Annotated in this window: 22 protein-coding genes and 1 pseudogene; 12 read left to right on the top strand and 11 right to left on the bottom strand. The window is 73.1% G+C overall.

Going from position 1 to position 25,565, the window contains the following annotated elements; all coding sequences use genetic code 11:
- Positions 1-85 precede the first annotated feature (85 nt).
- From ACWEOZ_RS29195 to ACWEOZ_RS29215, 5 genes are all read right to left on the bottom strand, one after another.
- Positions 86-1,042 (bottom strand): glycosyltransferase family 2 protein, encoded by a 957-nt coding sequence (locus tag ACWEOZ_RS29195; RefSeq protein WP_451913866.1) that lies wholly within the window; start codon positions 1,040-1,042, stop codon positions 86-88.
- Positions 1,039-2,784: an alpha/beta hydrolase gene (locus ACWEOZ_RS29200; RefSeq protein ID WP_451913867.1), complete on the bottom strand. Its 1,746-nt coding sequence runs from the start codon at positions 2,782-2,784 to the stop codon at positions 1,039-1,041. The genes ACWEOZ_RS29195 and ACWEOZ_RS29200 overlap by 4 nt, the downstream gene beginning before the upstream one ends.
- Positions 2,785-2,991: 207 nt before the next feature.
- Complete coding sequence (locus tag ACWEOZ_RS29205) at positions 2,992-3,291, bottom strand: hypothetical protein (RefSeq protein ID WP_451913868.1); 300 nt, start codon at positions 3,289-3,291, stop codon at positions 2,992-2,994.
- A 43-nt stretch (positions 3,292-3,334) separates the two neighbouring features.
- Positions 3,335-4,546 (bottom strand): fumarylacetoacetase, encoded by a 1,212-nt coding sequence (gene fahA / locus ACWEOZ_RS29210; RefSeq protein ID WP_451913869.1) that lies wholly within the window; start codon positions 4,544-4,546, stop codon positions 3,335-3,337.
- Positions 4,543-5,376: a hypothetical protein gene (locus tag ACWEOZ_RS29215; protein ID WP_451913870.1), complete on the bottom strand. Its 834-nt coding sequence runs from the start codon at positions 5,374-5,376 to the stop codon at positions 4,543-4,545. The genes fahA and ACWEOZ_RS29215 overlap by 4 nt, the downstream gene beginning before the upstream one ends.
- A 360-nt stretch (positions 5,377-5,736) precedes the next feature.
- On the opposite strand from ACWEOZ_RS29215, the gene paaI reads away from it, so the two are divergent.
- Complete coding sequence (paaI, locus tag ACWEOZ_RS29220; RefSeq protein WP_451913871.1) at positions 5,737-6,159, top strand: hydroxyphenylacetyl-CoA thioesterase PaaI; 423 nt, start codon at positions 5,737-5,739, stop codon at positions 6,157-6,159.
- 6 nt (positions 6,160-6,165) lie between these two features.
- Positions 6,166-8,682, top strand: a complete 2,517-nt coding sequence (locus tag ACWEOZ_RS29225; protein WP_451913872.1) for a BTAD domain-containing putative transcriptional regulator — start codon at positions 6,166-6,168, stop codon at positions 8,680-8,682.
- On the opposite strand, the gene ACWEOZ_RS29230 is transcribed toward ACWEOZ_RS29225, so the two are convergent.
- Both ACWEOZ_RS29230 and ACWEOZ_RS29235 read right to left on the bottom strand, forming a co-directional pair.
- Positions 8,663-9,886, bottom strand: coding sequence for an ATP-grasp domain-containing protein (locus tag ACWEOZ_RS29230; protein ID WP_451913873.1), 1,224 nt, complete (start codon positions 9,884-9,886; stop codon positions 8,663-8,665). The genes ACWEOZ_RS29225 and ACWEOZ_RS29230 overlap by 20 nt on opposite strands.
- Positions 9,886-11,142 (bottom strand): ATP-grasp domain-containing protein, encoded by a 1,257-nt coding sequence (locus tag ACWEOZ_RS29235; protein WP_451913874.1) that lies wholly within the window; start codon positions 11,140-11,142, stop codon positions 9,886-9,888. Before ACWEOZ_RS29235 ends, ACWEOZ_RS29230 begins: the two co-directional genes overlap by 1 nt.
- Before the next feature lie 97 nt (positions 11,143-11,239).
- On the opposite strand from ACWEOZ_RS29235, the gene ACWEOZ_RS29240 reads away from it, so the two are divergent.
- The 10 genes and pseudogenes from ACWEOZ_RS29240 to ACWEOZ_RS29285 all read left to right on the top strand — a co-directional run bounded on the left by ACWEOZ_RS29240 (position 11,240) and on the right by ACWEOZ_RS29285 (position 21,662).
- Positions 11,240-12,217 carry an ATP-grasp domain-containing protein gene (locus ACWEOZ_RS29240; protein ID WP_451913875.1) on the top strand — a complete coding sequence of 326 codons (978 nt, stop codon included), beginning with the start codon at positions 11,240-11,242 and terminating at the stop codon, positions 12,215-12,217.
- Complete coding sequence (locus tag ACWEOZ_RS29245; RefSeq protein WP_451913876.1) at positions 12,214-13,437, top strand: AMP-binding protein; 1,224 nt, start codon at positions 12,214-12,216, stop codon at positions 13,435-13,437. The genes ACWEOZ_RS29240 and ACWEOZ_RS29245 overlap by 4 nt, the downstream gene beginning before the upstream one ends.
- Positions 13,434-14,705, top strand: a complete 1,272-nt coding sequence (locus ACWEOZ_RS29250) for an MFS transporter (protein ID WP_451913877.1) — start codon at positions 13,434-13,436, stop codon at positions 14,703-14,705. The genes ACWEOZ_RS29245 and ACWEOZ_RS29250 overlap by 4 nt, the downstream gene beginning before the upstream one ends.
- Positions 14,702-15,541: pseudogene (locus tag ACWEOZ_RS29255) on the top strand (SDR family NAD(P)-dependent oxidoreductase); the annotation flags it as partial. The gene ACWEOZ_RS29250 and the pseudogene ACWEOZ_RS29255, both read left to right, overlap by 4 nt.
- Positions 15,521-16,135, top strand: a complete 615-nt coding sequence (locus tag ACWEOZ_RS29260) for a TIGR03086 family metal-binding protein (RefSeq protein WP_451913907.1) — start codon at positions 15,521-15,523, stop codon at positions 16,133-16,135. The pseudogene ACWEOZ_RS29255 and the gene ACWEOZ_RS29260, both read left to right, overlap by 21 nt.
- Positions 16,132-17,559, top strand: coding sequence for an amino acid adenylation domain-containing protein (locus ACWEOZ_RS29265; protein ID WP_451913878.1), 1,428 nt, complete (start codon positions 16,132-16,134; stop codon positions 17,557-17,559). The genes ACWEOZ_RS29260 and ACWEOZ_RS29265 overlap by 4 nt, the downstream gene beginning before the upstream one ends.
- Positions 17,556-17,777: an acyl carrier protein gene (locus tag ACWEOZ_RS29270; protein WP_360555644.1), complete on the top strand. Its 222-nt coding sequence runs from the start codon at positions 17,556-17,558 to the stop codon at positions 17,775-17,777. The genes ACWEOZ_RS29265 and ACWEOZ_RS29270 overlap by 4 nt, the downstream gene beginning before the upstream one ends.
- Positions 17,774-19,117, top strand: coding sequence for a flavin monoamine oxidase family protein (locus ACWEOZ_RS29275; RefSeq protein ID WP_451913879.1), 1,344 nt, complete (start codon positions 17,774-17,776; stop codon positions 19,115-19,117). Before ACWEOZ_RS29270 ends, ACWEOZ_RS29275 begins: the two co-directional genes overlap by 4 nt.
- Positions 19,114-20,835 carry a class I adenylate-forming enzyme family protein gene (locus tag ACWEOZ_RS29280; protein ID WP_451913880.1) on the top strand — a complete coding sequence of 574 codons (1,722 nt, stop codon included), beginning with the start codon at positions 19,114-19,116 and terminating at the stop codon, positions 20,833-20,835. Before ACWEOZ_RS29275 ends, ACWEOZ_RS29280 begins: the two co-directional genes overlap by 4 nt.
- A gap of 77 nt (positions 20,836-20,912) precedes the next feature.
- Positions 20,913-21,662, top strand: a complete 750-nt coding sequence (locus tag ACWEOZ_RS29285) for a FadR/GntR family transcriptional regulator (protein WP_451913881.1) — start codon at positions 20,913-20,915, stop codon at positions 21,660-21,662.
- Here ACWEOZ_RS29285 and ACWEOZ_RS29290 read toward each other — a convergent pair.
- The 4 genes from ACWEOZ_RS29290 to ACWEOZ_RS29305 are packed head-to-tail and all read right to left on the bottom strand — an operon-like array spanning position 21,610 to position 25,561.
- Positions 21,610-22,641 (bottom strand): aldo/keto reductase, encoded by a 1,032-nt coding sequence (locus ACWEOZ_RS29290; protein ID WP_451913882.1) that lies wholly within the window; start codon positions 22,639-22,641, stop codon positions 21,610-21,612. The two genes, ACWEOZ_RS29285 and ACWEOZ_RS29290, sit on opposite strands and share 53 nt — an antisense overlap.
- Positions 22,638-23,462, bottom strand: a complete 825-nt coding sequence (locus ACWEOZ_RS29295; protein WP_451913883.1) for an amidohydrolase family protein — start codon at positions 23,460-23,462, stop codon at positions 22,638-22,640. The genes ACWEOZ_RS29290 and ACWEOZ_RS29295 overlap by 4 nt, the downstream gene beginning before the upstream one ends.
- Positions 23,459-24,622 carry a mandelate racemase/muconate lactonizing enzyme family protein gene (locus ACWEOZ_RS29300; protein ID WP_451913884.1) on the bottom strand — a complete coding sequence of 388 codons (1,164 nt, stop codon included), beginning with the start codon at positions 24,620-24,622 and terminating at the stop codon, positions 23,459-23,461. The genes ACWEOZ_RS29295 and ACWEOZ_RS29300 overlap by 4 nt, the downstream gene beginning before the upstream one ends.
- A 27-nt stretch (positions 24,623-24,649) precedes the next feature.
- Entirely contained in the window at positions 24,650-25,561 is a 912-nt protein-coding gene (locus ACWEOZ_RS29305; RefSeq protein WP_451913885.1) for a carbohydrate ABC transporter permease, read from the bottom strand.
- Positions 25,562-25,565 lie beyond the last annotated feature (4 nt).

Genomic DNA, 25,565 nt, shown 5'->3' on the forward strand with positions numbered 1-25,565 from the left:
ACGACATCGTTGTTAACGGTCACATAGATGTATCCCCATGTTTCGGGATTGTCAATCAGTGGATCTCGGGCCGGGCTGTGCCCGATCAGTTGCGGCTGTCGCTCAAGTCGGTCTGCACGAGCTCGGCCAGGGTCTCCAGGCCGCCACCCACTCCGGCCGCGGCCACCGCCGCCACGACGGTGACGGCCTGCAACGCGTGCGCGACCCCTCGGCCGTTGCCGGCCGCGACGAAGCCACGGACCACCGCCCGCGGCAGCGTACGGCGGACGTAGTCGCGTTCGACGCCCAGTTTCTGCACGCGGGGCAGCAGCCGCGCCATCTGGACCTTGCCACGGCCCTCGGCGTAGCAGCGGCGCATCAGGAACCGGAACGTGGCGCGTTCGGCGGGCACCTCGTGGTCGATCAGCGCGCCCGGCACGTACATCCAGCGCCCGCCGCCCGCGGCGCTCATCCGCAGGCACAGCTCGGTGTCCTCGGGCCGGTTGCGGTCGCCCAGTTTGCCGAAACCGGTCCGGAAGCCGCCGACGGCGGTGAAGGCGTCGCGCCGGACCATCATGCTGGCCGACCAGACGTTGCGGATCGGCGCGGTGGCCGTCGGCATACCGGTGTAGGAGACGCCGACGGTCCACAGCAGCTCGTCGGGCATCCACCGGGGCCGTTCGCCGGACCAGGCCGGGAGGATGCCGCCGCCGGCACCGACCACGGCCGGGTCGGCGAACGGTCCCATGAGCCGGCCGAGCCAGTCCGGGGCGGCCACGGTGTCGTCGTCGAGGAACGCGATCAGTGGCGTGCCCGTGTGGAACGCGCCGGTGTTGCGGGTGCCGGAGGCGCCCCGGGCGTAGACGTTCTCCAGCACGGTGACGCCGGGCAGCTCGCGCCGGACGCGGCGGAACAGTGCCGGGTTGTGGTCGACCACGACGACCACCTCGGCCGGGGTGTGCCGCTGAGTACGGGCGGATCGCACCGTACGGACCAGGGATTGCCAGCGCCGTTCGGAGTGGGTCGGGATGACGACGCTGACGTCGCGGTGGTCGGGGCTCACGGTCGGTACTCCAGAGGCAGTGGGGACGAAGCAGCGTAGGGGCCGTCGACCGGCGGAAGCTGCTTCGCTTCGGCCTGGGCCGTGGCACTTGCCGTGGACACCCGGCGCTTGAAGGGCTGCATCGGCGAGTGGCAGACGGTGCCGGCCGCGGGCAGAGCCCCACCGAGCAGGTAGCGGTCCATGGCCTTGGTCACGCAGGCCGAGGTGCCGTACGCGGTGTGGCCCCAGTTGTCGCTGGACAGCAGGCGGCTGCCCGGTAGCAGCTTGGTCGCCGACTCGGCCTGCCGGTAGCTCGTCGCCGGGTCCCAGTAGTTGCCCACGAACAGCACCGGCGCGCTGGTGGTCCGGTTGAACGGTCCGCGATAGGCGTCCTCGTCCCGCACGGTCCAGGTGTCGGCGGCGCAGGGGACGGTGCCCCAGCCCCAGGCGCGGCCGAAGTACGGGGCGCGGGCGTCCTCGGCGGCGGTCAGTGCGGGCCACATGCTCGTGTCGCGGGGGTGGTCGGCGTCGGTGCAGATGACACCGCTGAACGCGTCCAGCGTGTTGTCGTACGGGAAGTCGCGGGCCGGTGTGCGTACACGGGAGAGGTGGGCACGCAGCTCGGCCCGCGCGACGGACCGCTTCTTCGCGCTCTTGCCCGCGGGGGCGGCGCGCAAGGTCTCGACCGCGGCGGCGATGGAGGTGACGAACTCGCCGGCGTCGGCGGAGTACAGGCCCGACAGCGTGAGGCCGATGAAGTCCGCGTAGGTCAGCCGTACCGCCTTGCCGTTCTCGTCCCGGCCGAGCAGCAGCGGCTTGGTGCGCAGAGAGCGAGCGATGGCGGCGAAGTGCCGCTCGGGGTTACCGGCGGCGAACACGCAGCGCTTCTTCCCGGCGTGGTCACAACGGGTGAGCAGAGTGCGCAACGCCCGGTACGCGGCGTCAGCCGAGCGCAGCCTGCTGTCCTGCAGCGAGCCCTGCGCCGGGACACCGGTCCAGGACTTCGGGTTGACGACCCCGTCGAGGGCGAGCGCGCGGACCCGGTCGGGGAACATGTTCGCGTAGTACTGGCCGAGCAGGGTCCCGTAGCTGAACCCGAGGTAGGTCAGCTTCGGGTCGCCGACCGCGCGGCGCAGCACGTCCATGTCCCGGGCGGCCTCGGCCGTGGACATCGCCCCGGCCAGCGTGGCCCCGGTGGTGGAGCAGGCCTGACCGACCGCGCGGGCGGCCTTGGTGTAGCTCTCCTCCTCGGCCGCGCCGTACGGGAAGAACTTGTTCAGCGGCGCCTGGGTCAGCACCTGCTCGCGGGTCGAGGGGAAGCACTTGAGGTTGTCGCTGGCGCCGATGCCGCGCGGGTCGAAGCCGACCACGTCGAAGCGGTCCAGGACGCTGTCGCTGAGGAAGGCGGGAGCCAGCGCGGCCATGTCGGTGCCGGATCCGCCCGGTCCGCCGGGGTTGACGAACAGGCTGCCGATCCGCTGCGCCTGCTTGCGCGCCTTCACGCGGAGCAGGGCGATCTGCACCGTGGCGCCGTCCGGCTCGTCGTAGTCCAGCGGCAACCGGACGGTGGCGCACTGGGCGCTGCCGTAGCAGGTGTACCACTTGAGCTCGGGGGTCGGGACCCGGTCGACGCGTTCGGCCTCCTGCCGGCTGGTCACGTCGGTGGCCGGGGCGGCCTGGGCGGGGCGGGCCGGCGCGACGACGACGCCGGCGAGCAGCGAAGCGGCGAGCCCGGCGCCGAGCAGGCGAGCGGTGAGCGACATACGGGAGCCTCCTGAAGGGCGAACGAGCCGCCGACACAGCGAGTGAGAGCCGCGAGTAACGCACGGTTTTTCGTCACGCTGATTTCAGGGTCAATTACCGCATCTCGCCCGGCCGGCCACCAGTGGCCGACTACACAGAGTAGTTACCAGAATGATGACGGAGAGTCGATCATCGGCGGCCCGGGGTCCCCCGTTCGGATGAGGAGGTCACCGCACCGGAAGGTTCACCCGGCGGCCCAGACCGAACTGCGGAGCGTTGGTGTCGGTCACCATGGCGAAGGCACCGGCGGGCACACCTTCCCGCGTCGCCACCCGGGAGGCCGCGGCCAGCAGCGTCCGCTCGCTCGCGCCGGCGATGAAGAAGATGTAGACGTCGCCGTACTCCTCGCCGTCGTCGTGCTCCTCGATGCCGAGCTCGTCCTCGAGATCGATCATGAAGTCACCGACGTCGTCGATCCACTCACCGTCAGCGGTCATCGGAATGTGGATCTCCACCAGAACAGCCATGCCGAAGATGATCCGGCACGGCTGCCGGGGCCCGGACAGGGGCCTACCGGGATGGATCCAGGGCGGGCAGGATGCGGCCGCGCACCTCGCCGAGCCCGATGACGGCACCGTCCGCGCCGGGCGCGCTCGCGCTGATCACGATCTCGTCGCCGTCCTCGAGGAAGGTCCGGGTGCTGCCGTCCGGGAGCCGCAGCGGCTCCGCGCCGCCCCAGGAGAGCTCGATGAGTGAGCCCCGCTGGTCCGGCCTTTCGCCGCTGATGGTGCCGGAGGCGTAGAGGTCGCCGGTGCGCAGCGACGCCCCGTTAGCCGTCAGGTGGGCCAGCATCTGCGCGCCGGTCCAGTACATGCCGCCGGACCCGGGGCGGGACACGACATGGCCGTTCAGCCGGACCTCGAGCCGGACGTCCAGCCCCCACGGCGGCGTCCGCGAGTCGTCCAGGTACGGCAGCAGTGGCACGGTCCGGGCCGGCGGTGCCACCCGGGCGGAGGCGAGCGCGGCCAGCGGTACGACCCACGGTGAGATCGAGGTGGCGAAGGACTTGCCCAGGAACGGGCCCAGCGGCACGTACTCCCAGGCCTGGATGTCGCGGGCGGACCAGTCGTTGACCAGGCAGATCCCGAAGACGTGCGCCGCGAAGGCGGTCTGCGGCACCGGCCGGCCCAGGGCCGACGGGGTGCCGACGACGAAGCCCAGCTCGGCCTCGATGTCGAGGCGCCGGGACGGCCCGAAGGTGATCTCGCCGTCGCTGCCGCGGCGCTGGCCGCAGGGGCGGACGACGTCGGTGCCCGAGGCGATCACGGTGCCGGCACGCCCGTGGTAGCCGATCGGCAGGTGCTTCCAGTTGGGGGTCAGCGGGTCCTGGCCGGGCCGGAACATCCGGCCGAGGTTGGTCGCGTGCTGTTCCGAGGCGTAGAAGTCGACGTAGTCGGCCACCGTGAACGGCAGGTGCATGACGGCGTCCCGCGCCGGCACGAGATGCGGGCCGAAACGCTCAGCGAAGGCGTCGTCGGCGACCCAGCCGGTCACCAGGGCGCGCACCCGTGACCAGGCCTCGGGTCCGGCGGCCAGCAGGGTGTCCAGGGACGGGCCCGCCACGACGGGGGCCAGCTCCGGGGCGACCTGCTGCACGGCGGCGGCCAGGTCCAGGATCAGGTCGTCGATCGCCACGCCCACCCGGGCCCGGCTGCCCGGCGCCGTGCTGAACACCCCGTAGGGCAGGGTCGCGACGCCGAACGGGGTGGAGACGGTGCTCAACGCGGGTCCTCCGGGAGAAGTCCGTGGCGCAGCAGGCCGTCGACCGGCTCGATGATGCTGCACGTGCCGAAACTGATGAAGTGCTGCCGGATCCGTCCGGCCAGGGAGCCGTCGAGGCCGGCGATCGCGGTGGCTACGCGTACGCCGTCCTGGTCGGCCAGCGCGGCGGCGACGTCTGCTCCCTCAACGGCGCAGGCGGTCGCGAGCAGCACGTTGAGGTAGCCGTGGTGTTCGAAGCCGGTGGCGGGGTCGCGGTGCCGGACCGGGTCGTGCAGACCCGCGGTGAGTTTGAACGCGACACCGCCGCGTACCGCGGCGTCCAGGACCGCGGCCAGTTGCCGCTCGTCGGGGAAGGCGGTGGCGGCCACCCCACCGGTACGGATCTTGAGTCGCAGACCGGCCGCGGCGAGGGTGGCCGTCGTCGCGGCGGTGACGTCCGCCCACGGCAGCTCGACGTAGGTGCGCACCGCCGCGGGCACGTACCGCTCGGCCGCGGCCGCCAGCTCGGCGAGCCCGGCTGCGGACACGGGCACCTCCAGCGCCACCAGGTCCACCCGGGGCTCCGCCTGAGCCCGGGCGACCGCGGCGGAGACGTCCGCGGCCCCGCCGGGCAGGGTGAGCGAGACCGGCAGCGGCGATCCGGCCGGCAATGCCGTCGTCAGCTCCGGCCAGCGAGGCAGGGAGCAGATGAACGGGCCGAGCAGCGGCGCCAGCGGCGACGTGCGGCGTTCCTGGTGTGCCCGTACGGCGTCCGGCAGCGGCGCGTTGCCGGGCGGGAAGATGGCCGCGTCGTCGAGCAGGCCGAGGAACAGCCGGGGCGGTGCGGTCACTCTTACCTCCGTCGGGGTCGCTGCGCCGCTCCAGCTTTGGCCACCGGCCTGTGGTGCACAACGCGTCCAGCCGACAGCAGGCAATCTGTACAGATCCACCGCCGCCGGCCGGGTCGCACTGGGCAATCTGTAGAGGCCGCCGGATCCCGCCTATAACGGGATGTTAGGTGCGAACAATCACGAGTCAGTGATTTCGACTAATGCGTCATAGCCTGGCCGAGGGCGCCAAAGGTAGCTGACAAAGGCTCTCGAACCAGACAGTGGTGGCTGTCCATGGTTGATCACGGCTAGTCAGAGGCTGTACCCGCACAGTTAGATTCGCTCTCGATCTCACCGGCACGAGCGGGGGCGCTTACCACCATGGACACGATCCGGATCGCCACAGCCATGTACCACCGGGACCTCACCTGTCAGAACCTCGGCATCCAGCTCGACGATCTCGGGCCCGGCCGCGCTCTGCTGCGGATGCGGGTCACCGCCACCATGACCAACGGGCACGGGACCGTCCACGGCGGATACCTGTTCCTGCTGGCCGACGCGGCGTTCGCGTACGCCAGCAACACCCACGGGCCGGCCGCGGTGGCCCAGCACGCGCAGGTCACGTTCCTGCGTCCGGCCGAGGTGGACGACGAGTTGCGCGCCGAGGCGGTCGAACGGGTCCGCGCCGGCCGCACCGGCGTGTACGACGTGACCGTGCGGCGCCCCACCGGCGAGACCGTCGCCGAGTTCCGCGGGCACAGCGTGATGCTGAGCGGCCGGCCGTCCGTCGCACCGGGGCAGTGACCGGCGATGGCGCTGGAGCTGGCACTGCTCGGGCCGGTCGAGGCCCGTACGGACGGGGCCCGGGTCCCGCTCGCCCCGCTGGAACGCAGCGTTCTCACCCTGCTGGCGCTGGCCGAGGGCACGGTGCTGTCCACCGAGCGGCTCATCGACAGCCTGTGGGCGGTCAAGCCGCCGGCGGCACCCCGGGCCCGCGTCCAGGGACTGATCTCGTCGCTGCGGCGCAAGATCGGCAGTGCGCTGGTGACCCGCGACCCGGGGTACTTCCTGGCGCTGCCCGCCGCCGCCTGCGACCTGCAGCGGTGTGAGGAGCTGGCCCGGCAGGCAGCCCGGGCGCGGCCGGCCGACGCGGCGGAGAAGCTGCGGCAGGCGCTGGCGCTGTGGCACGGTGAGCCGCTGGGCGGGGTGGCCGCACCGGGGGTGGAGGCCGACCGGGCCCGGCTGGCCGAGCTGCGGGTCTCGCTCCTGGAGGCCTGCTTCGAGGCGGAGCTGGCCCTGGGCCGGCACGCGGACCTGGTCCGGGAGCTGGTCGCCGCGGTGACCGCCAACCCGTTGCGGGAGCGCCTCACCGGCCAGCTGATGACCGCGCTGTACCGGTCGAACCGGGGCGCCGAGGCGCTGCTGGCGTACCAGACCTTGCGCGAGCGGCTCGCCGACGAACTGGGTAGCGACCCGTGCCCGGATCTGCGGGAGCTGCACGGGGCGATCCTGCGCGGCGAGGATCCGGCCCCGCGGCGCCCGGCCGGGGCGGGCGCGGTGCCGGTGGAGCCGAAGCCGCGGCCGGCGCAGATGCCGGCCGGCGTGGGGCACTTCGCGGGCCGTGATGCCGACCTGGCCGCGCTGACCGCCGCGCTGCCGGAGCCGGGCGACGACCCCCGGGTCGTGCTGATCTCCGGCGCCGGGGGCCTGGGCAAGACCGCGCTGGCGGTGCGCTGGGCCCACACGGTCGCGGACCGGTTCCCGGACGGGCAGATCTTCGTGGACCTGCACGGGTCGGCCGGGGAGGCGGCCCTGTCCCCCGGCGCGGCCGTGGGCGCGGCCCTGCTCGCGATCGGCGTCCCCGCGGACCGCCTGCCGGCCGGGGTCGAGGAGCGGGCCGCCCTGTTCCGGACCAGGCTGTACCACCAGCGGGTGCTGCTCGTCGCCGACGACGCCGGCTGCGTGGGCGAGCTGCTGCCGCTGGTCCCGCCCACCTCGGGCAGCCTGCTGGTGGCGACCAGCCGCAGCCGGCTCACCGCGCTCACCGCGCACCACGAGGTGCGGACGGTCGCCCTGAGCCCGCTCTCCGGCGAGCTGGCCCGCGACCTGCTGTGCGCGATCGTCGGCCCGGGCCGGCTGGCCGGCCCGGGCGGCGCCGAGGTGGTGGAGCTGTGCGGCGGCTGGCCGCTGACGTTGCGCCAGGCCGGTGCCACCCTGGCCGCCCGGTCCACCCAGTCGCTCGGCTCCTTCGCCGGTGAGCTGCGCGAGCGGGCCGACACCCTGTCGGTGGCCGACGACCCGCGGACCGTCCGGGCCGCGCTGGTGCAGGCCCGCACCGGTCTCGACCCGGCCGCCGGGCGGCTGTTCGACCAGCTCGGTGCGCTCCCGGTGGCCTCGGTGAGCCTGGAGCTGGCTGCCGCTGTCGCCGGGATCTCGGTGACCCGGACCCGGCGGCTGCTGGACGAGGTGATCTCGGCCAACCTGATGGTGGAGACCGGCCCGGACCGGTACGGCTGGTACGACATGGTCCGCCGGTACGCCCGCCGCTGCGGGGCCGCCCTGAGCGACCGCGACGTGGCCGAGGAACGGGCGATCCGCTGGTACCTGTCCACGTTCGAACGGCTCGCGACCCGGCCGGCGCCCGATCCCGAGCTGATCGGCGCCGAGGAGGGCGACCTGCCGGCAGTGGCCCGCTGGGTGGCGCAGCGCGGCGATCCACAGCTCACCTGGAACTTCGTCAGCAAGGCCTGCACGGTCACCCCGGCGGTGGGAATCGAGGCGTGTGAGGCGGCGCTGGCCGCCGCGACGACCCTGGGCGACAGCCGCACCCTGGGAGCCGCGCACACCCAGCTCGGCGCCGCGCTGCTGGCCGACCCGGCCCGGGCCGACGAGGCGGGCGGACATCTGGAACGGGCCATCCAGCTGCTCGGCGCGGACCAGAGCGAGCACGTCCGGATCGCCACGTTCGCCCTGGGCAGCCTGCTGGCCCGGCAGGGCCGGCCGGCCGAGGCGGGCTCGATGCTGGAGCGGACCCTCGATCTGCTCGATCCGGGGACCGAGCCGCTGGCCTCCACGATCGCCCTGTTCGCCCACGCCGACCTGCTGGTGCGCACCGGCTCGGCCGGCCGCGGCCAGGAACGCTTCGCCCAGGCGCTGATCATGTGCGAGGCGGCCACCGGGAGCCGGTTCAGCCGCGCCCGGCTGCTGCTGAACGCCCAGGTGGGCGCCCGGTTCCTGGCCTACCTGGACGACTGCCTGCGGGCCCCGCGGGTGACCGGCCCGGACCGCCGGCTGGCGGCCCGGCTGTTCACAGGGGTACGGCGGTGACCCGGAAGTCCCGGGCCGTCACGGCGATCGCGGCCGCCACCTCGTCCGAGGTCCGCCCCCGGAACCGGAACCGGCCGCCGACGTGCTCGTAGTACGCGTCGGCGGCCGGCAGGATCTCGCCGGGCCGCAGCACCGCCTCGGCGTACGGGCCGGGCTCGCGGTCCAGCATCGACACGACTCCGGTGATCCGGCACGGACGCTGCGCCGGGGCGGGCGCCAGCAGCCAGCCGGCCACCTCGCCGCCGGGGTGGGCGAGCGTGGCCGGCCAGTCCCGGGGCGGCCGGCCCAGCGCCAGCCGGAACGCCGCCTCCATCAGGTCGTAGCCGTGCACCTCGCGCCACAGGAACGGGATCTCCGCCCCGCCCGCGCGGGCGCCGACCTCCAGGAACGCGCACGCGCCGGTGGAGCGGTCGACGAACAACTCCAGATGGAACACGACGGGCCGGTCGGACAGCGCGGCCAGGGCCCGCACCGCGTACGCGCCGACGGCCCGCACCAGGCCGGGGTCGTCCTCCTCCACCGAGCCGAGCGGGGTGCCGCCGCGGAAGCCGAGGCAGGTGTTCAGATACCGCGACACCCGGTACGGACCGAGCGCCACGCCGTCGAAGTAGCCGTCCACGTGGTGGATCGGGCGCGGGTCGAACGACTGGGCCATCAGCCGGGGCCGGCCGGTGAAATCCACCTCACGCAGGTCCCCGGGCCCGTCCAGGCGTACGACACCGGCGCTGGAGCTGCCCGTGCGGGGCTTGACGATCACCGGCCAGCCGTACCGGTCACCGAAGGCGCGGACGGTCGCCGCCTCCCGTACGGTCGTGAAGGCCGGCACCGCCAGGCCCGCCCCGGCCACCTGCCCGCTCATCGTCACCTTGTCCCGGTACGGGCGCAGCTCCCCCGGTGTCCACCCGGCGCAGCCCCACTCCTGCCGCAGCTGCGCGGCGACCAGCAGGTCGTCCTCCTTGAGCGCGACGATCGCGGCCGGCGGCCCGAACTCGTGGGCCAGCTGCTTGACCCGTTCCGTCACGGCGGGCAGGTCGTCGGTCGCGTCGACCAGCAGCACCGCGGCCGCCTCCGGGGGCACCGCCGATGCCCCGACCTCGGTGGCGACGTAGGTGACGTCGTGCGTGCGGTGGTCGAGGTACCGGGCGTACTCGGCGTAGCGGGCCCGCCAGCGGTGGATGACCACGACGTGCGGCCGGGCCGGCATCAGGCGTCCTCGGCCAGCTCGTAGAACGCCGGGCCGTCCAGGTAGCGGAACGTGCCGAAGTCGCGGTCGACGACCTCCTCGATCGGATGCATCAGGTTGACGATCAGCGGGGTGCTCAGGTCGTCGACGGTGCGCCGCAGCCGGCCGCCCGGGGCCACCACCGGGCGGATGTCGTAGAGGCTCTCCAGGCCCTCGATCACCCCGATCAGCGGGTACGCCTTGAGCCGCGCCTCCACGGTGGACACCGCCCAGGCGCTGACCACGTGCTGTCTGATCTCGTAGTCGGTGCCGACCCGGTCGGCGAAGCGCTGCGGGCGCACGTACGCGTCGACGATCCACTCCAGCTGGCCCTCGCCCAGCGCGGGCTGGCAGAAGCCGGGTAGATCCAGGCCGGCCATCCGGGCGCCGACCTCGACCAGGCACGGCCCCGACGGGGTCAGCTTGATCTCCAGGTGGGCGGCGCCGAAGCGGATGCCGAGCGCGTCCAGGACCGCGAACGCGTACGGCACGAGTGCCTGCTGGACCGCGCCGTGCCGGGGCAGCAGGCGGACCCCGCAGGTCAGGTCGACGATGCCGTTGGCGGTGAGCTTGTCGTACTTCCAGATGTCGGTGACCTGGTGCGCGCCGTCGCTGCTGACCGTGTCCATTACGTACTCGCCGCCGGCCAGGTACTCCTGGGCGACGACGGCCTCGTTGCGGCGGGAGAAGATGTTCTCGCTGCCCAGGATCTTGCGGTACGCGGCGACCGACTCCCGCGGCGTGGCGCAGAAGTGCACCCCGTCGCCGGCCGCGCTGCGGATCGGTTTCACCACGATCCGGCCCCCGCGCGCCTCGTGCCAGGCGGCCAGCTGCTCCGCGTTCTCCACGAGCAACTGCCCGGTGGCCCGCAGACCGGCGGCCCGCAAGGTCTCGATCTGCACGTACTTGTCGCGGCGGGCGACGCTCAGGGCGGTGCCGTTGCCGGGCAGACCGAGCTCGGCCGCGAGCAGGTCGGCGAACTCCACGCCGATCTCGCCCCCGGCCACCACGGCCACCGGGTCGTGCCGGCGGACCGCCGCGAGCGTGACCTCCAGGTCGCCGGTGTGCACGATGTTCGCCGCGTACGAGGACAGGTCGAACGCGCCCTGGTACACCAGCGGCGGTTCCGGCGTGCTCTGCACCCGGACCACCTGGTAGCCGGCCTGGTGGAACACCGGCGCGAGGCGCCGGGTCGGGGCGTACGCATCGACCATCACGACGGTTCGGGAAGCGCTCATCGCCCCACCGTGGCCGGGGCCGCTGCAGATTCGCTACAGATCCGCTGCGCAGTGGATCCATGGTGGATCTGAAGCGGCGCCGGTCAGGCTTCGGCCCATGTTGCAGCGCATGTGCTGGATCTTCCCGGACCGAGAGTCGACCCGGACCGCGGCGCAGTGGAACGCCGCGTTCTGGCGCACCTATCAGGAGGTGGCCAAGGAACTGGGCCTGAGCTGGGAGCGGACCGCGCCGGAGGCGGTGACGGTGGACGCCCTGGATCCCCGGGACCCCAAGGTGTACGTCGACGGGATCCAGGTGACCCCGCGGGACACCCTGTTCGTCACGTCGCCGTACACGCTGCCGTACCAGGCCGCGGACGCGTTCAACCAGTTCACCCTCTACGCCGTGCTGGAGCACGCCGGCTTCTACCTGCCGCACCCGAGCTGGCTGGCCGCGCTCGGCAACGACAAGCTGGCCACCCTGCTGTTCCTCAAGGACTCGCCGATCCCGCCGGTGCCGACCGTGCGCATCGGCTCGGGCCGCGACCTGCTGTACGACGAGTTCCTGCCCGCGGTCGAGAACCTGCCGTACCCGGCGATCGTCAAGCCGTCCGGCTGGGCCGCCTCACGCGGCATCAACATGGCCCACGACGCCCACGACGTGCGGGGACTGCTCAGCCTCGCCCAGGGCGGCGACACCACGCTGGTGTTCCAGCCGTACCTGGGCCGGGCCACCACCGACTACCGCATCCACATGGTCGACGGGAAGCCGCACACCACGCTGGTGCGCATCCCCGGCGACGGCGCCCGCTACCCGCAGTACAGCACCGGGGCGCGGCTGCACTACGCGCCGCTGCCGGACGAGCTGGCCGCGGCGGTGGACTACTTCGCCGAGAAGTTGCCGATGCCGTACTTCTGCGTGGACTTCCTGCACGACGGCGAACGGTTCTGGCTGTCCGAGGTGGAACCGGACGGCGCCATCATGTGCCCCGACTCGCACGATCCCGAGGTGGTCGCGCAGAACCGGGCGATCGTCCGGGACCGGTTCCTGGCGTACCGGGACGGGCACGCGCGACTGCACGGAGGTGCGCTGTGACCACGGAATTCTTCTCCGCCGCCCCGCTGGCGGTGGCCACCGTCGCCGACACCCTGGCCAAGCTGCGCTCGGTGCCGGCCCTGGCCGCCCGGTACGCCGACATCGTCGCCCTGGACAGCCTCGAGGACCTGGTGCACGTGCCGGTCATGCGCAAGGACGACCTCAACGTGGCCCTGGAACACCTCAAACCCAAGGCGCAGCACGGTGCCACCTGGACGTTCCAGAGTGGCGGCAGCACCGGCTCGCCCAAGCTCGGCTACGCCCCCACCGGGCTGTACATGGCCGAGGTGTACGAGCAGTGGAAGCCGCTGGGCCCCGACGACCTGTTCGTCAACGGGTGGGGCGCCGGCAAGCTCTGGGGCGCGCACTACCTGATGGGCGCGTACGCCGACCTGACCGGCTGCACCGGGATCGGGCTGGGCGCCATCAACCGCGCCGAGTACGACGTCTGGCTGGAGTTCTTCGCCGACCGCGGGGTCACCTCCATCGGTGGCACGCCCAGCGTCCTGCGCCCGATCATCGGCCGGGCCCGCGAGCTCGGGATCAAGCTGGCCGACCTGCGTACCGTGCTCTGGCTCGGCGAGGCCTGGAACCCCGGCCTGGACGAGGATCTGCCGGTGGTCGCGCCGCAGGCGCGCCGCTGGGGTCTGTTCGGCAGCACCGAGACGTGGGTCGCCGGCACCAACACCCCGCAGTGCGCCGACGACACCTGGCACCCGCTGCCGTCGCAGCTCGTGCACATCGGCGCCGACCAGCTGATCGACTTCACCTCGCTCAAGCCGCACGGCCTCAACCCGGTGCTGCGCTACCAGACCGGCGACGCCGGCGAGTGGGTCACCTGCACCTGCGGGGTGCCCGGCCGGGCGCTGCGGGTGCTGGGCCGCCGCGACGGCGAGGTGAAGTTCCGCGGCCTGCTGCTGAACGCGGATGCCCTGCTGCGCGAGGTGGCCGGGGTGCCCGGCGTGTCGCAGAGCCAGGTGGTCATCACCGAGTATCCGGCCCGCGGCAGCACCTGCGAGGTGCTGGTGGTGCCGGCCCGGGACACGCCCGACGGGCTCGCCGGCCGGGTCCGCGACCACATCCTCGGCTCGGCGTTCGGCGGCCCGAGCACCGCCTTCCAGCGCGACCCCGAGGCCCTGGCGGTCACCGTCACCGGGGCGCTGATCCACAACGAGCGCACCGGCAAGGTGTCCCCGCTGGTCCAGCGGCAGGCGACATGAGCACGCCGGTCATCGTCACGGCGCGCAGCGGTCTCGGACGCGACTTCCGCCTGCTGTGGCTCGGCCAGTCGGTCAGCGCCGTCGGCGACCGGATCAACATCTTCGTGGTGCCGACCGTGATGATCCTGGTGCTGCACGCCTCGGCGTTCCAGGTGGGACTGGTCGGCATGGCCCAGTACCTGGCCATCCCGCTGCTCAGCCTGGTCGCGGGCGTGCTGGTGGACCGCTGGGACCTGCGCCGCACGCTGATCTGGTGCGACCTGCTCCGGGTGCTGGCGATCGCGGCCATCCCGGTGGCGTACGGGCTGGGTGTGCTGTCCGTGCCGCTGGTCTTCGCGGTCGTCGTCGTCGCGAACGCCGCCTCGGTGTTCTTCAACATCGGCTACACCACCACCATCGCGGCGATCGTGCCGGCGGACGGCCGGGTGCAGGCGTACTCGGACCTGGAGGCCAGCCGCAGCGTCGCCGAGGTGATCGGACCGGCGGTCGCAGGGCTGCTGTACCGGCTGCTCGGAGTGGCGTCGCTGCTGGTCGACGCGGTCACCTTCCTGTTCTCGGCGGCCACCGTGCGGGCGATGCGGCCGTATGGGGTGCGCTCGCAGCAGCGGCAACCGATGGGGACCCGGCTGGTCGCCGGAGTCCGGCTCAACTGGAACGACCCGGTGCTGCGCGGCACCATCCTGGGCACCACGCTGCTCAACGCGGGCGGTCCGATCTTCGTGACCGTGCTACCGATCCTGGCCTACCGGGGGCTGCAACTGTCCGTGCCCACGCTGGGCACGGTGATGTCGGTCGCCGCGGTCGCCGCAGTGGCCGGGGCACTGCTCGCCCAGCGGGTCAGCGCCCTCATCGGCGCCGACCGCCTGATGCCCTGGTCCGTGTTCCTGCACTGCCTGGCCGGCCTCGGCATTCTGGCCGCACCGGCGCTGCCCCCCGCGCTCGTGCTCGGGGTGACGTTGAGCTGCTACGGGCTGTTCATGGTCTGGTTCAATGTCAGCACCGCGGCGGTCCGGCTGGCCCGGGTCGACCCGGCCGACCAGGCCGTCTCGCACGCCGCGTTCCGCACCATCACCTGGGGTGTCATCCCGTTCGCGGCGCTGCTCGGCGGGGTACTGGTCGAGGTGCTCACCCCGGCGGTGGGCGTGCTCGACGCGGCCCGGATCACCATGGTCGGCGGCACGCTCATCGGGGTGCTGTTCGCCTGGATTCCCCTGGCCCCCACCCACGCCCGGCTGGCCCGGGAACGCGCCGCGGCGGGTGCTGCATGAGCCGGGTCGTGCTGATCACCGGCTGTTCCTCCGGGATCGGTCTGGCGACCGCGATCCGGGCCGCGCAGGCCGGCTGGACCACGATCGCCACGCTGCGCGATCCGGGCCGCGCGGATCCGCTGCGGCAGGCCGCCGGCGCGGCCGGGGTGACGCTCGACGTACGGCGTCTGGACGTCACCGACGAAGCCTCGGTCGACGCGTGCCTGGCCGCGGTGCTGGACACCCACGGCCGGCTCGACGCCCTGGTCAACAACGCCGGTCTGGCCAACACGTTCGCCAGTGTGGAGACCGCCGGGATGGCCCCGTTCCGGGCCGGGCTGGAGGTCAACCTGTTCGGCGTGGTCGCGATGACCCGGGCGGCGCTGCCGCTCCTGCGCGCCGGCCGGGGCCGGATCGTCACCGTGGGCAGCACCCGCGGGCTGATCGGGCAGCCGTTCAACGAGGCGTACTCGGCGGCCAAGTTCGCGGTCGAGGGGTTCATGGAGAGCCTCGCGCCGGTCGCCGCGAGCCAGGGCGTCCGGGTGGTCATGGTCGAGCCGGGTCCGGTGCTCGGCACCGCGTTCGGCGCCGGCTCCGGGGTCACCCGGGAGTCGCTGCTGGCCGGGGCCGGCCCGTACGCCGAGGTGCTGGCCGACTACCTGGCCTGGGTCGCGCGCGGCGGGCACCCGGGCGCCCAGTCCGCGGCCGAGGTGGCGGAGGTGCTGGTCCGCGCGCTCACCGACGACGCGCCCCCGTTCCGGATCATGACGAGCGCCTGGGGCGAGCAGTACGTCCGCACGAAGCTGGCCGACCCCGGCGGCACCGCGGTGTCGGCGATGACCCGGTCCTGGCTGGCGCCGCGGGCCCTGCACCTGCACCCGGGCGTGGTCCGGCACAGCGTCGACACCGTCGGGGCGATCCGCGACGACCAGTGGGACCGGCCCACCCCCTGCGCCGGGTGGACGGTGGCTCAGCTCGTGGCGCACATGATCCGGGAGAACCGCGGGTTCGCCGCGGCGGCCCGGGGCGAGCACACCGGGCCGGCGGACTGGCACACCCCGATCGGCGCGGATCCCCGGGCCGAGTACGCCGCGTCCGCCCGGGAGGTGACCGCGGCGTTCACGGCCGAGGGCGCGCTGGACCGTACTCTCTGGCTGCCGATGATCCGGGACGGGATCTCGTTGCCGGCCCGGCAGGCCCTCGGTTTCCACCTGCTCGACTATGTGGTGCACGGCTGGGACGTGGCGGCGGCGATCGGGCAGCCGGTCTCCTTCACCGACGAGGTCCTCACCGTGGTCCGGGAGATCGCCGAGCGCGACGTACCGGACGGGCCGCGCCGCCGCCGTCCACAAGCGACGTTCGCTCCCGCCCGGCCGGCGGACGACGGCGCTCCCCCGCTGGACCGGCTGCTCGCGTTCCTGGGCCGCGATCCGCTCTGGGGCCGGCGATGAGCGCCCGTCCTGGCGGGGCCGGGCCGACGTGGCGCGGGCGTCTCGGCGGCGTGCTCGCCGACTTCCTCATCGCGGCCCGGGTCCACGCGGATCGCCCGGCGATCAGAGCCGAAGGCGTCGACCTGACATACGCCGGACTGGCGGCCCGGGTGGCCGACTTCGCCGCTTGCCTCGGTGCGAAGCCCGGCGTGGTCGGTGTCCCGGCCGGCCATCACGCCGACACGGTGACCGCACTGTTCGGGGTGTGGGCCGCCGGTGGCACCTACTGCCCGATCGATCCCGGCTTCCCCGAACAGCGCCGCACCACCATGGCCGCCGCCGCCGGCTGCCGGGTGCTGATCGGCGCCGACGGCCGGCCCGCACCGGGTCCCGGCGGCCCCGATCCGGAGGCGGCCTACGTGCTGTTCACCTCAGGCTCAACCGGCGATCCCCAACCTGTGGTGACTCCGCACCGGGCGATCGCCACGACCGTCGGATCCCTGCGCGAGCTGTTCGGCATCACGCCGCAGGACCGGGTGCTGCAGTTCGCGTCGCTCAACTGGGACACCTGCTTCGAGGAGATCCTGCCCGCGCTCACCGGCGGGGCGTGCCTGGTGTTCGACGCGGACGCACACCGCGGCTCGTTCCCGCGGTTCCTGCGGATGCTCGCCCGGGAGCGGATCACCGTGCTGGACCTGCCGACCGCGTTCTGGCACGAGCTGGTGGGGCACCTGCACGAGTCCGGGGAGGCGCTGCCGGCGTGCGTACGGCTCGTGATCATCGGCGGGGAGGCCGCCGCGCCCGGGAAGGTCGCGCAGTGGTCGGCGTTGCCGGTGCGGCACGTTCAGCTGCTCAACACGTACGGGTGCACCGAGACGACCCTGATCACCCACGCGCTGGAGCTGACCGGCGCGCCGGACCCGGTCCCGATCGGCCGGGCCCTGCCGCACGTGGCCGAGCACCTCGGCGAGGGCGGCGAACTGCTGATCGGCGGGCCGGCGCTGGCCGACGGCTACCTGTTCCGGCCGGCGGCGACCGCCGAACGCTTCGTCACGGTCGGCGGGCGACGGTTCTTCCGCACCGGCGACCGGGTGTCCCGGGCCGCCGACGGCGTACTCACCCACCGCGGCCGGATCGACCACGAGGTGAAGATCCGCGGGATCCGGGTGGACCCGGCCGAGGTCGAAGCGCACCTCACCGGTCATCCGGCGGTCCGCGCGGCCCTGGTCACCGGGGTCACGGTGGCGGGCCGCACGGCCCTCGCGGCGTACGTCGTCCCCCGGGCCGGCACGTCCGGCACCGGGCTGCCGGACCGGATCGCCGCCCACCTGCGCGGCCGGGTCCCGGCCCACCTGGTTCCCAGTCACATCCACGTCGTGGCCGAGCTCGCCTACACCGCGAGCGGCAAGGTCGATCGGCGCGCGAGCAAGGAGATGCTGTCATGAACGTCCACCAGGCGACCGACCTGTTCCGGCGGGTCCTGGAGAACCCGCGGGTCAGCGAGCAGGACGACTTCTTCCACCTGGGCGGTGATTCGCTGCTGGCGACCCGGGTGCTCAGCGCCGTGGCCCGCGAGCACGGCGTCGAGCTGACCTTCGAGGACTTCCTGCTCGCCCCCACCCCGGCCGCGCTGGCCAGCACGGTCACGGGGGCGCCCCGATGAGCGTCGTGGTGATCGGCGCCGGGCTGGCCGGGCTGACCGCCGCCACCGATCTGGCCGCCGCCGGGGTGGAGACCACCGTGCTGGAGGCCCGCGACCGGGTCGGCGGACGCACCCACGGCATCGAGGTGGCGCCGGGCGCGTGGGCCGACGCCGGGGCCGCGTACCTCGGTGACCGGCACACCGAACTGCACAAGCTGCTGGCCGGGCTGGGGTTGTCGGCGACACCGACCGCGATGTGGGGCGGCAGCCGCTTCGCGCTGGGCAGCGGCGAGAAGACCCGGGCCGGGCGGTTCCCGCCGCTGAACGCCGTCGCGCTCGGCGAGCTGTTCGACCTGCTCTACGACCTGACCGCGCGGGTCCGGCCCGAGGCGCCGTGGTCAACGCCGGACGCGGCCGCCCTGGACACCGTCACGGCCGCGGAGTGGGCGGCCGGCAACCTGCGCCACCCGGACGCGAGGCTGTTCTTCCCCTTGTTCCTGGGCGAGATGATGGCCGCCGACCCGGCCTCGGTTTCGGTGCTGCACATGGCGCTCTACCTGCGCTCGGGCGGCGGGATCAGATATCTCAACGCGTTCGACGGCGGCGCGCAGCAGGACCGGGTGCTCGGCGGCGCCCACCAGGTCGCCGAACGGCTCGCCGCGCAGCTCGGCGCCCGGGTCCGGCTGAACCGGCCCGTGCACGCGATCCACCAGCACGACGGCCGGGTGAGCGTGCACACGGGCACCGGCGAGTACTACCACGGCGACGCGGTCGTGGTGGCTGTGCCGCCCGCGCTGGCCCAGGCCATCGACTACCGGCCGGGCCTGCCGGCGCCCCGGGCCACCACGGCCACCGGGCGGGGCTGCGCGGTGAAGGTGCAGATCGTCTACCGGGAGCCGTACTGGCACGCCCACGGACTGTCCGGGTGGTCGGTGAGCGCCACCGGCCCCCTTCTGTCCACCGTGGACGACTCGCCGCCCGGGGGCGAGGCCGGGGTGCTGACCGGGTTCGTGACCGGCGCCGAGGCGTACCGGTTCGCGGCGCTGGACCCCGCAGCCCGCGAGGACGAGGCCCTGCACCAGGTCGCCGAGCTGTTCCCCCGGCTGCCGGCGCCGCTCGCCGTGCACGTCAGCGACTGGGTCAACGAGCCGTACAGCCGGGGCTGTTACGCGGCCGTGTTCGGGCCCGGTGACTGGTCGCGGCTCGGCCCGCGGCTGAGCACCCCGCACGGCCGGGTGCACTGGGCCGGCACGGAGACGAGCACCGAGTTCTTCGGGCTCATGGAGGGGGCCATCCGCTCGGGCCACCGGGTGGCCACGGAAATCCTGTCCAGCCACGAAACCGCAAGGAGAAAGCGATGACCGACAGTCCGATCGCCCCGCTCGACGTGCGCCGGCAGTTCATGACCGAACCGGGCCTGGGCGCCGGGAACTTCCTCGACCACGCCGTCCGGTCCAACCCCCACCGGGCGGTGCCGCTGATCTACGCGCACAGCGTCGACCACCGGGGCCAGGTGGCGCTGCGCGGGCACAGCCTGCTGGAGCTGGCCGCCCTGCGCGACCGGTACGCCCGGTGGTACCGGGCCAACGGGGTCCGCCCCGGCGACCCGGTCGGCATCGTGGTCGCCGAGGGCCTGGAACCGCTGATCCACTACCTGGCCCTGACCGCGCTGGGCGCCATCCCGGCGATGATCAACGACGCCATGCGGCCGGACGTGCTGCTCCGCTACCTCGAGCACGTCGGCGTCGTGGGGGTGGTCGCGGACGACACCACGCGGCTGGCCTCGGCGTACCGGGCCGACCCGGCCACCCGGCCCCGGTTCCTGACGCCGGCCGCCGAGATCCAGGCCTATGACGACACCGGTACGCCGCTTCCGGAGCAGTACCCCTACCGGCACGGGCCCGACGACGTGTGCGCGCTGATCCACTCGTCGGGCACCACCGGCAGTCCGAAGTCCACCATCCTCGGGCACCGCAGCTTCTGGGACGGCAAGCAGGCGCGGATGACCCGGTTCCCCGCCGAGCCGTACGACAGGCTGATGTCACTGATGCCGCACACGCATGCCGGCGGGCTCAGCTACTTCCTCACCGCGATCCTGCTCGGCCTGCCCACGGTGGTGATGGCCGACTGGCGCCGCAGCGTCGTCGAGCCGGTGATGGAGGCGTTCCAGCCGACCATGCTGGCCTCGTTCCCGCGTACCTTCGTCGAGCTGGCCACCGGCGACCTGCCGGTGCGCGGCGCGGCCCGGGTGCACTCCTGGTTCAACACCGGCGACTCCGCCCACTACGGCCACATCCGGCGCCTGGTCGGCCTGGGTGAGCGCCCGGCCGGGCTGCTCGCCGCCTGGCTGCTGCCGCAGGACCGGGCCGCGAACGGCGCCCTGCCGGGCTCGCAGTTCATCGACGGGCTCGGCTCCTCCGAGATGGGCATGGCCCTGTTCGGCGGCCTGACCACCCCGGAGACGCCGCGCAACGACAGGTGCGTCGGCATGCCGCAGGACGCCGTGATCAAGGCGGCGGTGCTCGACGACGACGGCAACGAGCTCCCCGACGGCACGGTCGGGCTGCTCGGCGTGATCACCCCGTCCCGGACGCCCGGATACTGGAAGAACGCGCGGCTGACCGAGAGCTTCGAGCTCAACGGCTACTGGCTGACCGGGGACGTGGCCCGCCGCGACGCCGAGGGCAACTACTACCACCTGGACCGTACGGTCGACGTCATCGACACCCTGACCGGGCCGGTCTACAGCCTGCCGATCGAGGAGGTGCTGATCGCCGACTGCGCCGACCTGGTGCTGGACTGCTCGGTGGTGGGCGTACCGGCCCCCGACGGCTGCGGCCAGCTCCCGATCGCCGTGGTCCGCCCGCAGGCCGGCGCGGCCGCGGCCACCGCCGAGCTGATCCTGGAGAAGGCGAACAAGGAGCTGGCCGCGGCCGGGCTGGCCACCCTGGCCGCGGTGGTGATCGAGGATCTCCCGCTCGGTCCGACCGGGAAGGTGCTCAAGCGGGAGCTGCGCACCCGGCACGCGGGCATGTTCTACCGGAGCGACCGGGATCCGGCGGGCCAGGTCAGCGGCTGAGGCAGGCGGCCGGGCCGCCGGGGAGCGTCCCGGGGCTGCGGCCAGGGCCGGAGCATCGCGACCCGTATATTGCGGTCATGGCAGACCAGCCCGACACCTCGGCCTTCCCGCCCCGCCGCCGCTCGGCGCGGCTCGGGGTGGCGGTGACCAGCGAGCTCGTCGAGCTCATCGTCACCGGTGAGATCCCCGAGGGCGGCCTGCTGCCCCCGGAGGGCCCGCTCAGCGATCACTTCGGGGTGAGCCGCACCGTGATCCGCGAGTCGGTGAAGCGGCTCGAGGAGAAGGGGCTGGTCGTGGTCGCCCAGGGCCGGGGCACGCAGGTGGCCCGGTCCGGGTCGTGGAACATGCTGGATCCCATCGTGCTGTCCGCGCTGATCGACAGTGACGAGTCGCTGGGCATCCTCGACGAGCTCACGATCGTGCGGGGCAACCTGGAGTCGGCCATGGCCGGCGCGGTGGCCGCGCACCACACCCAGGAGGAGCTGGCGCGCATCGAGCACGTCCTGGACGCGATGCGGGAGATGCGGCAGGAGAGCGACGCCTTCCGGCAGGAGGACGTCGTCTTCCACTTCACGGTCATGGAGATCTCCCGGAACCGGCTGGCCGAGAACATAGCCAAACGCCTGTACCGGCGCGCGCTGGAGAGCGACCGGTACCAGGGGCTGCGTTACGACGGCGCTTTCGCGTCGACCATCGAGGAGCACAGCAAGGTCGTCGAGGCGATCGCCCGGCACGACGTCGAGGGCGCCGAGCGGGCGATGCGCCACCACATCGTCAGCTCCTGGCAGCGGCGCCGCCCGGCGGCTCCTCCGGAGAGCGGCTCGTAGGTCCCGCCGGCACCGCGCCCGCCGGGATGAGGCCGGCCGCGACCAGGTCACGCCAGAGCCCGGCGGGGATGCCGGTGGTGAACCGCTCGATGTCCTCGTCGACCTCGCGGGGTGACCGCATGCCGATGGCCACGGCGGCGACCGCGGGGTGCAGCAGCGGGAAGGCCAGCGCCGCGGCCGGCAGCGGCACACCGTGGTCCGCGCAGATCGACGCGATCATCCTGGTCCGCTCGACCACCGCGGCGTCGGCCGGGCGGTATTCGTAGGTGGCGCCGGGCTCGGGCTGAGCCGTCGAGAGCAGGCCGGTGGCGAACACGCCGGCGGCGACGATCGCGACGCCGGCGTCCCGGGCCGGCCCGAGCACCGTATCGAGGGCACTGTGCTCGAGCAGCGAGTACCGGTTGGCCAGCATGATCACGTCGACCAGGCCCTCGCGGATCAGCGGTCCGAGGCCGGCGGTCGAGTTCGTCCCGATGCCGATGGCCGACACGACGCCCGCCGCCTTCAGCCGCGCCAGCGACGCCAGGGCCTCCCGGGCCGCGCCGTCCCAGGCCTGGTCGGGGTCGTGCGCGTAGAGGATGTCGATCCGGTCGAGTCCGAGGCGTTCGAGACTTTCCCGCAGGGACCGCTCGACGCCGTCGGCGGAGAAGTCCCAGCGCCGCTCCAGGTCTCCGGGCACGACGAAGCCGTCGTCGTCCTGGTCGAGCGGCCGTACGCGGGGAACGAGCAGCCGGCCGACCTTGGTGGAGATGAGGAACTCGTCCCGCGGCCGGTGGCGCAGCTCGGCACCGATGCGCCGCTCGGACAGCCCGAGGCCGTAGTGCGGCGCGGTGTCGAAGTAGCGGATACCGCGTTCCCAGGCCCGGCGCAGCGTACGGGCGGCCTGCTCGTCGTCCATGGCCCGGGCGAAGTTGCCCAGCGGCGCGCCGCCCAGCCCGAGGATGCCGCGGCGCCGCAGGACCTCGACCGCGCCGGTCATGTGCCGAGCCCGTAGCAGGCCGAGGCGGTTCCGGACATGATGGCCGTACGCTCCCCCGCGCTCAGCTCGGCCACCAACTCGTCCACAGCCGCACGCCACGCGACCGGGCCCGCGCCCAGACACGCCACCGGCCAGTCCGAGCCGTACATGAGCCGCTGCGGGCCGAATGCCTCGAGCGCCACGCCGACCACCCGGCGCAGCCGTCGCGGGTCCGGCACGAGCCCGGCCAGCCCGGAGATCTTGGCGACGACATTCGGCCGGGCGGCGAGCACCCGCAGGCCGCGTTCCCAGCCGTCGTCGTCGATGGAGTCGGCGATGCCACCGAGATGGTCGACGACGAAGCGCAGGCCGGGATGCTCCCCGGCGACGGTCGCGGCCAGCGGTTGCTGCCACGAGCGGACGACCAGGTCGAAGCACAGGCCGCGGACACTGAGCACGTCGAGGGCCACGCTGACGTCGGGCTGGTGCAGCCAGGCCGGATCCGGGTCGAGGTGGACCAGGTGGCGCAGGCCGACCAGCGGCCGGCCCGGGCCCGGCTCCAGCGTGTCGAGCTGCGCGGCGGCGTCGCCGGTGAGATCGATCCAGCCGACCACCCCGGCCACCCGGGGCCCGGCCCCGGCCAGCAGCCGCCGGGTCTCGGCGATGCTGTTGCTGGCCTGGACCACCACCGCGGTGTCGCTGCCGGTCTCGTCAAGCATGCGTGCGAGATCGCCGGCGGCGAAGTCGCGGTCGATGACCGCCATCGTCGCCGGATCGATCCAGGGCTGCGGATCAGTGGCGCGGTTCCACAGGTGCACGTGCGCGTCGATCACCCCGTTCATGACAGGTGCCGCAGGTCGCGCCGGGACTCGGGAACCAGCCGCAGCCCGGCCCGGCGGGGACGCACGTGCGGGCCGGTGATCCCGGCGACCGGGTTGGCGGCCCGGACCGCGTTGATGTGCTCCTCGTCGACCCGGATGCCGATGCCCGGCTCGTCACCGAGGACGATACCGCCGTCCATGACCTCCTGATCGATCCGCAGACCGATCGGCGAGTCGAGGTGCTGAACCTCGAAGGACAGGTGGTTGGGCACCGCGGCGGCGGCGTGGGCCACCGGGTTGGCGTGATAGGACACCGGGCTCACCGGCAGGTCGTGGCTGTGCGCGACGGCGGCCACCCGGAGGAAGTGGGTGATGCCCCAGACGTTGCCGACCTGGACGATGTCGACCGCGCCGGCGTCCAGCAGCGGCCGGTACTGCTCCAGGCCGGTGAGGTTCTCGCCGGTCGCCACGGCCGCGCGTACGTGCTGGCGCACCGAGGCGAGACCGGCCGCGTCCCACCGGCGCACCGGCTCCTCGATCCAGGCCAGGTCGACGGAGCGTTCCAGCTCGCTGACGAACCGGACCGCCTGCGTACGGTTCCAGGCCTCGTTCGCGTCGAGCATGAGCGCCGGATGCGCCGAGTTGCGGTGCAGCACGTCGCGGACCGCCAGCAGCCGGCGCAGGTCGTGGGTGACGTCGAGGCCGCCCTTGAGCTTGGCCGAGCTGAACCCGCGGTCGGCGTAGCGCTCGTAGAGACGGACCAGCGCCTCGTCGTCGAGCGCGATGTCGAGCCCGGAGGCGTAACCGGGCACGAACCGGTCCAGCGCCCCGAGGGTCCGCCAGAGCGGCTCGCCCGCCGCCTTCGCCTTGAGGTCCCACAGCGCCATGTCGATCGCCCCGACCGCGCCGAACGTCGCCCCGGCGTGACCGGTCTTGAACACCCAGCTCAGCATGCGGTCGTAGAGCGCGGTGACGGCCCGCGGGTCCTCGCCCTCGACGGCACCGAAGATCCGGTCGATGTCGCCGTGGGGGCCGACGCCGACGCCTTCCAGCCCGTCGTCGGTCTCGAGGATCAGCACGTGGACGTCGGTGCGCGGCCCGGGCATCACGCCGTTGGCGTCACCGGTCAGCCGCCCCCAGTCGTGCTTGGTCAACAGGCTGCGATAACCGGTGACTTTCATGTCGGCTCCTTCGGCTGAGAATGGCGCTCACTCCTTGGTCCCGCCGGCGGTCATACCGGCGACCAGGAAGCGTTGTGACACGAGGAAGACGATGAGCACCGGCAGCACCGAGACCACGGTCGCCAGGGCCAGCGTCGGCAGCTGGACCGACTGGCCGCCGGCCGAGCTCGGGTTGAACGCCGGGGTGGAGGCGAGCAGGGAGGTCAGCCCGACCTGCACCGGATACCCGTCGCTGGAGGGCAGCATCACGAAGGGCAGGAAGAAGTTGTTCCAGTTCTGCACGAAGCTGAAGAACGCGACCAGCGCGACGATCGGCGCCGCCAGCGGCAGGGCGATCCTGGTGAAGACCTGGATCTCGCGGCACCCGTCGATCCGGGCCGCGGCCAGCAGGTCGCGCGGGATGCTGGTGGAGAAGTAGATGTAGGTCAGGTACACCCCGAACGGGAAGAACGACATCGGCAGGATCACCGACAGCGGACTGCCGATCAGGCCCACCGCGTTGAGCTCCAGGAAGATCGGCAGCACCAGCGCGGTGTTGGGGATCAGCATGACGATCAGGGTCAGCACCAGCAGCAGCCGCCGGAACCGGAACCGGGTCAGGGCCAGCGCGTAACCGGCCGGGATGCTCACCACCAGGGTGATGACCAGCGCGCCGATGGCGTACAGCGCCGAGTTGGTCATCCAGGTGGTGACCGCGCCGTCCTGGAAGCCGAACAGCTGGCTCCAGTTGGTCGCCAGGTCGCCGGTGCTGCCGAAGGCGAACGGGTTGCCGACGCTCAGGCCGCGCGTCGACTTGGTGGTGGCCAGCAGCAGCCAGACGATGGGGACGGCGAAGAACAGCACGAACACCGTCACCATGACCGCGACGATCGTCCGGCCGCTCCAGCCGCTGACGCCGGGCCGGTGCGCCGCCGCGGAACCGGTGGGCACAGAGCTCATGGGT

It is taken from the genome of Actinoplanes sp. NPDC004185, from assembly GCF_053603475.1.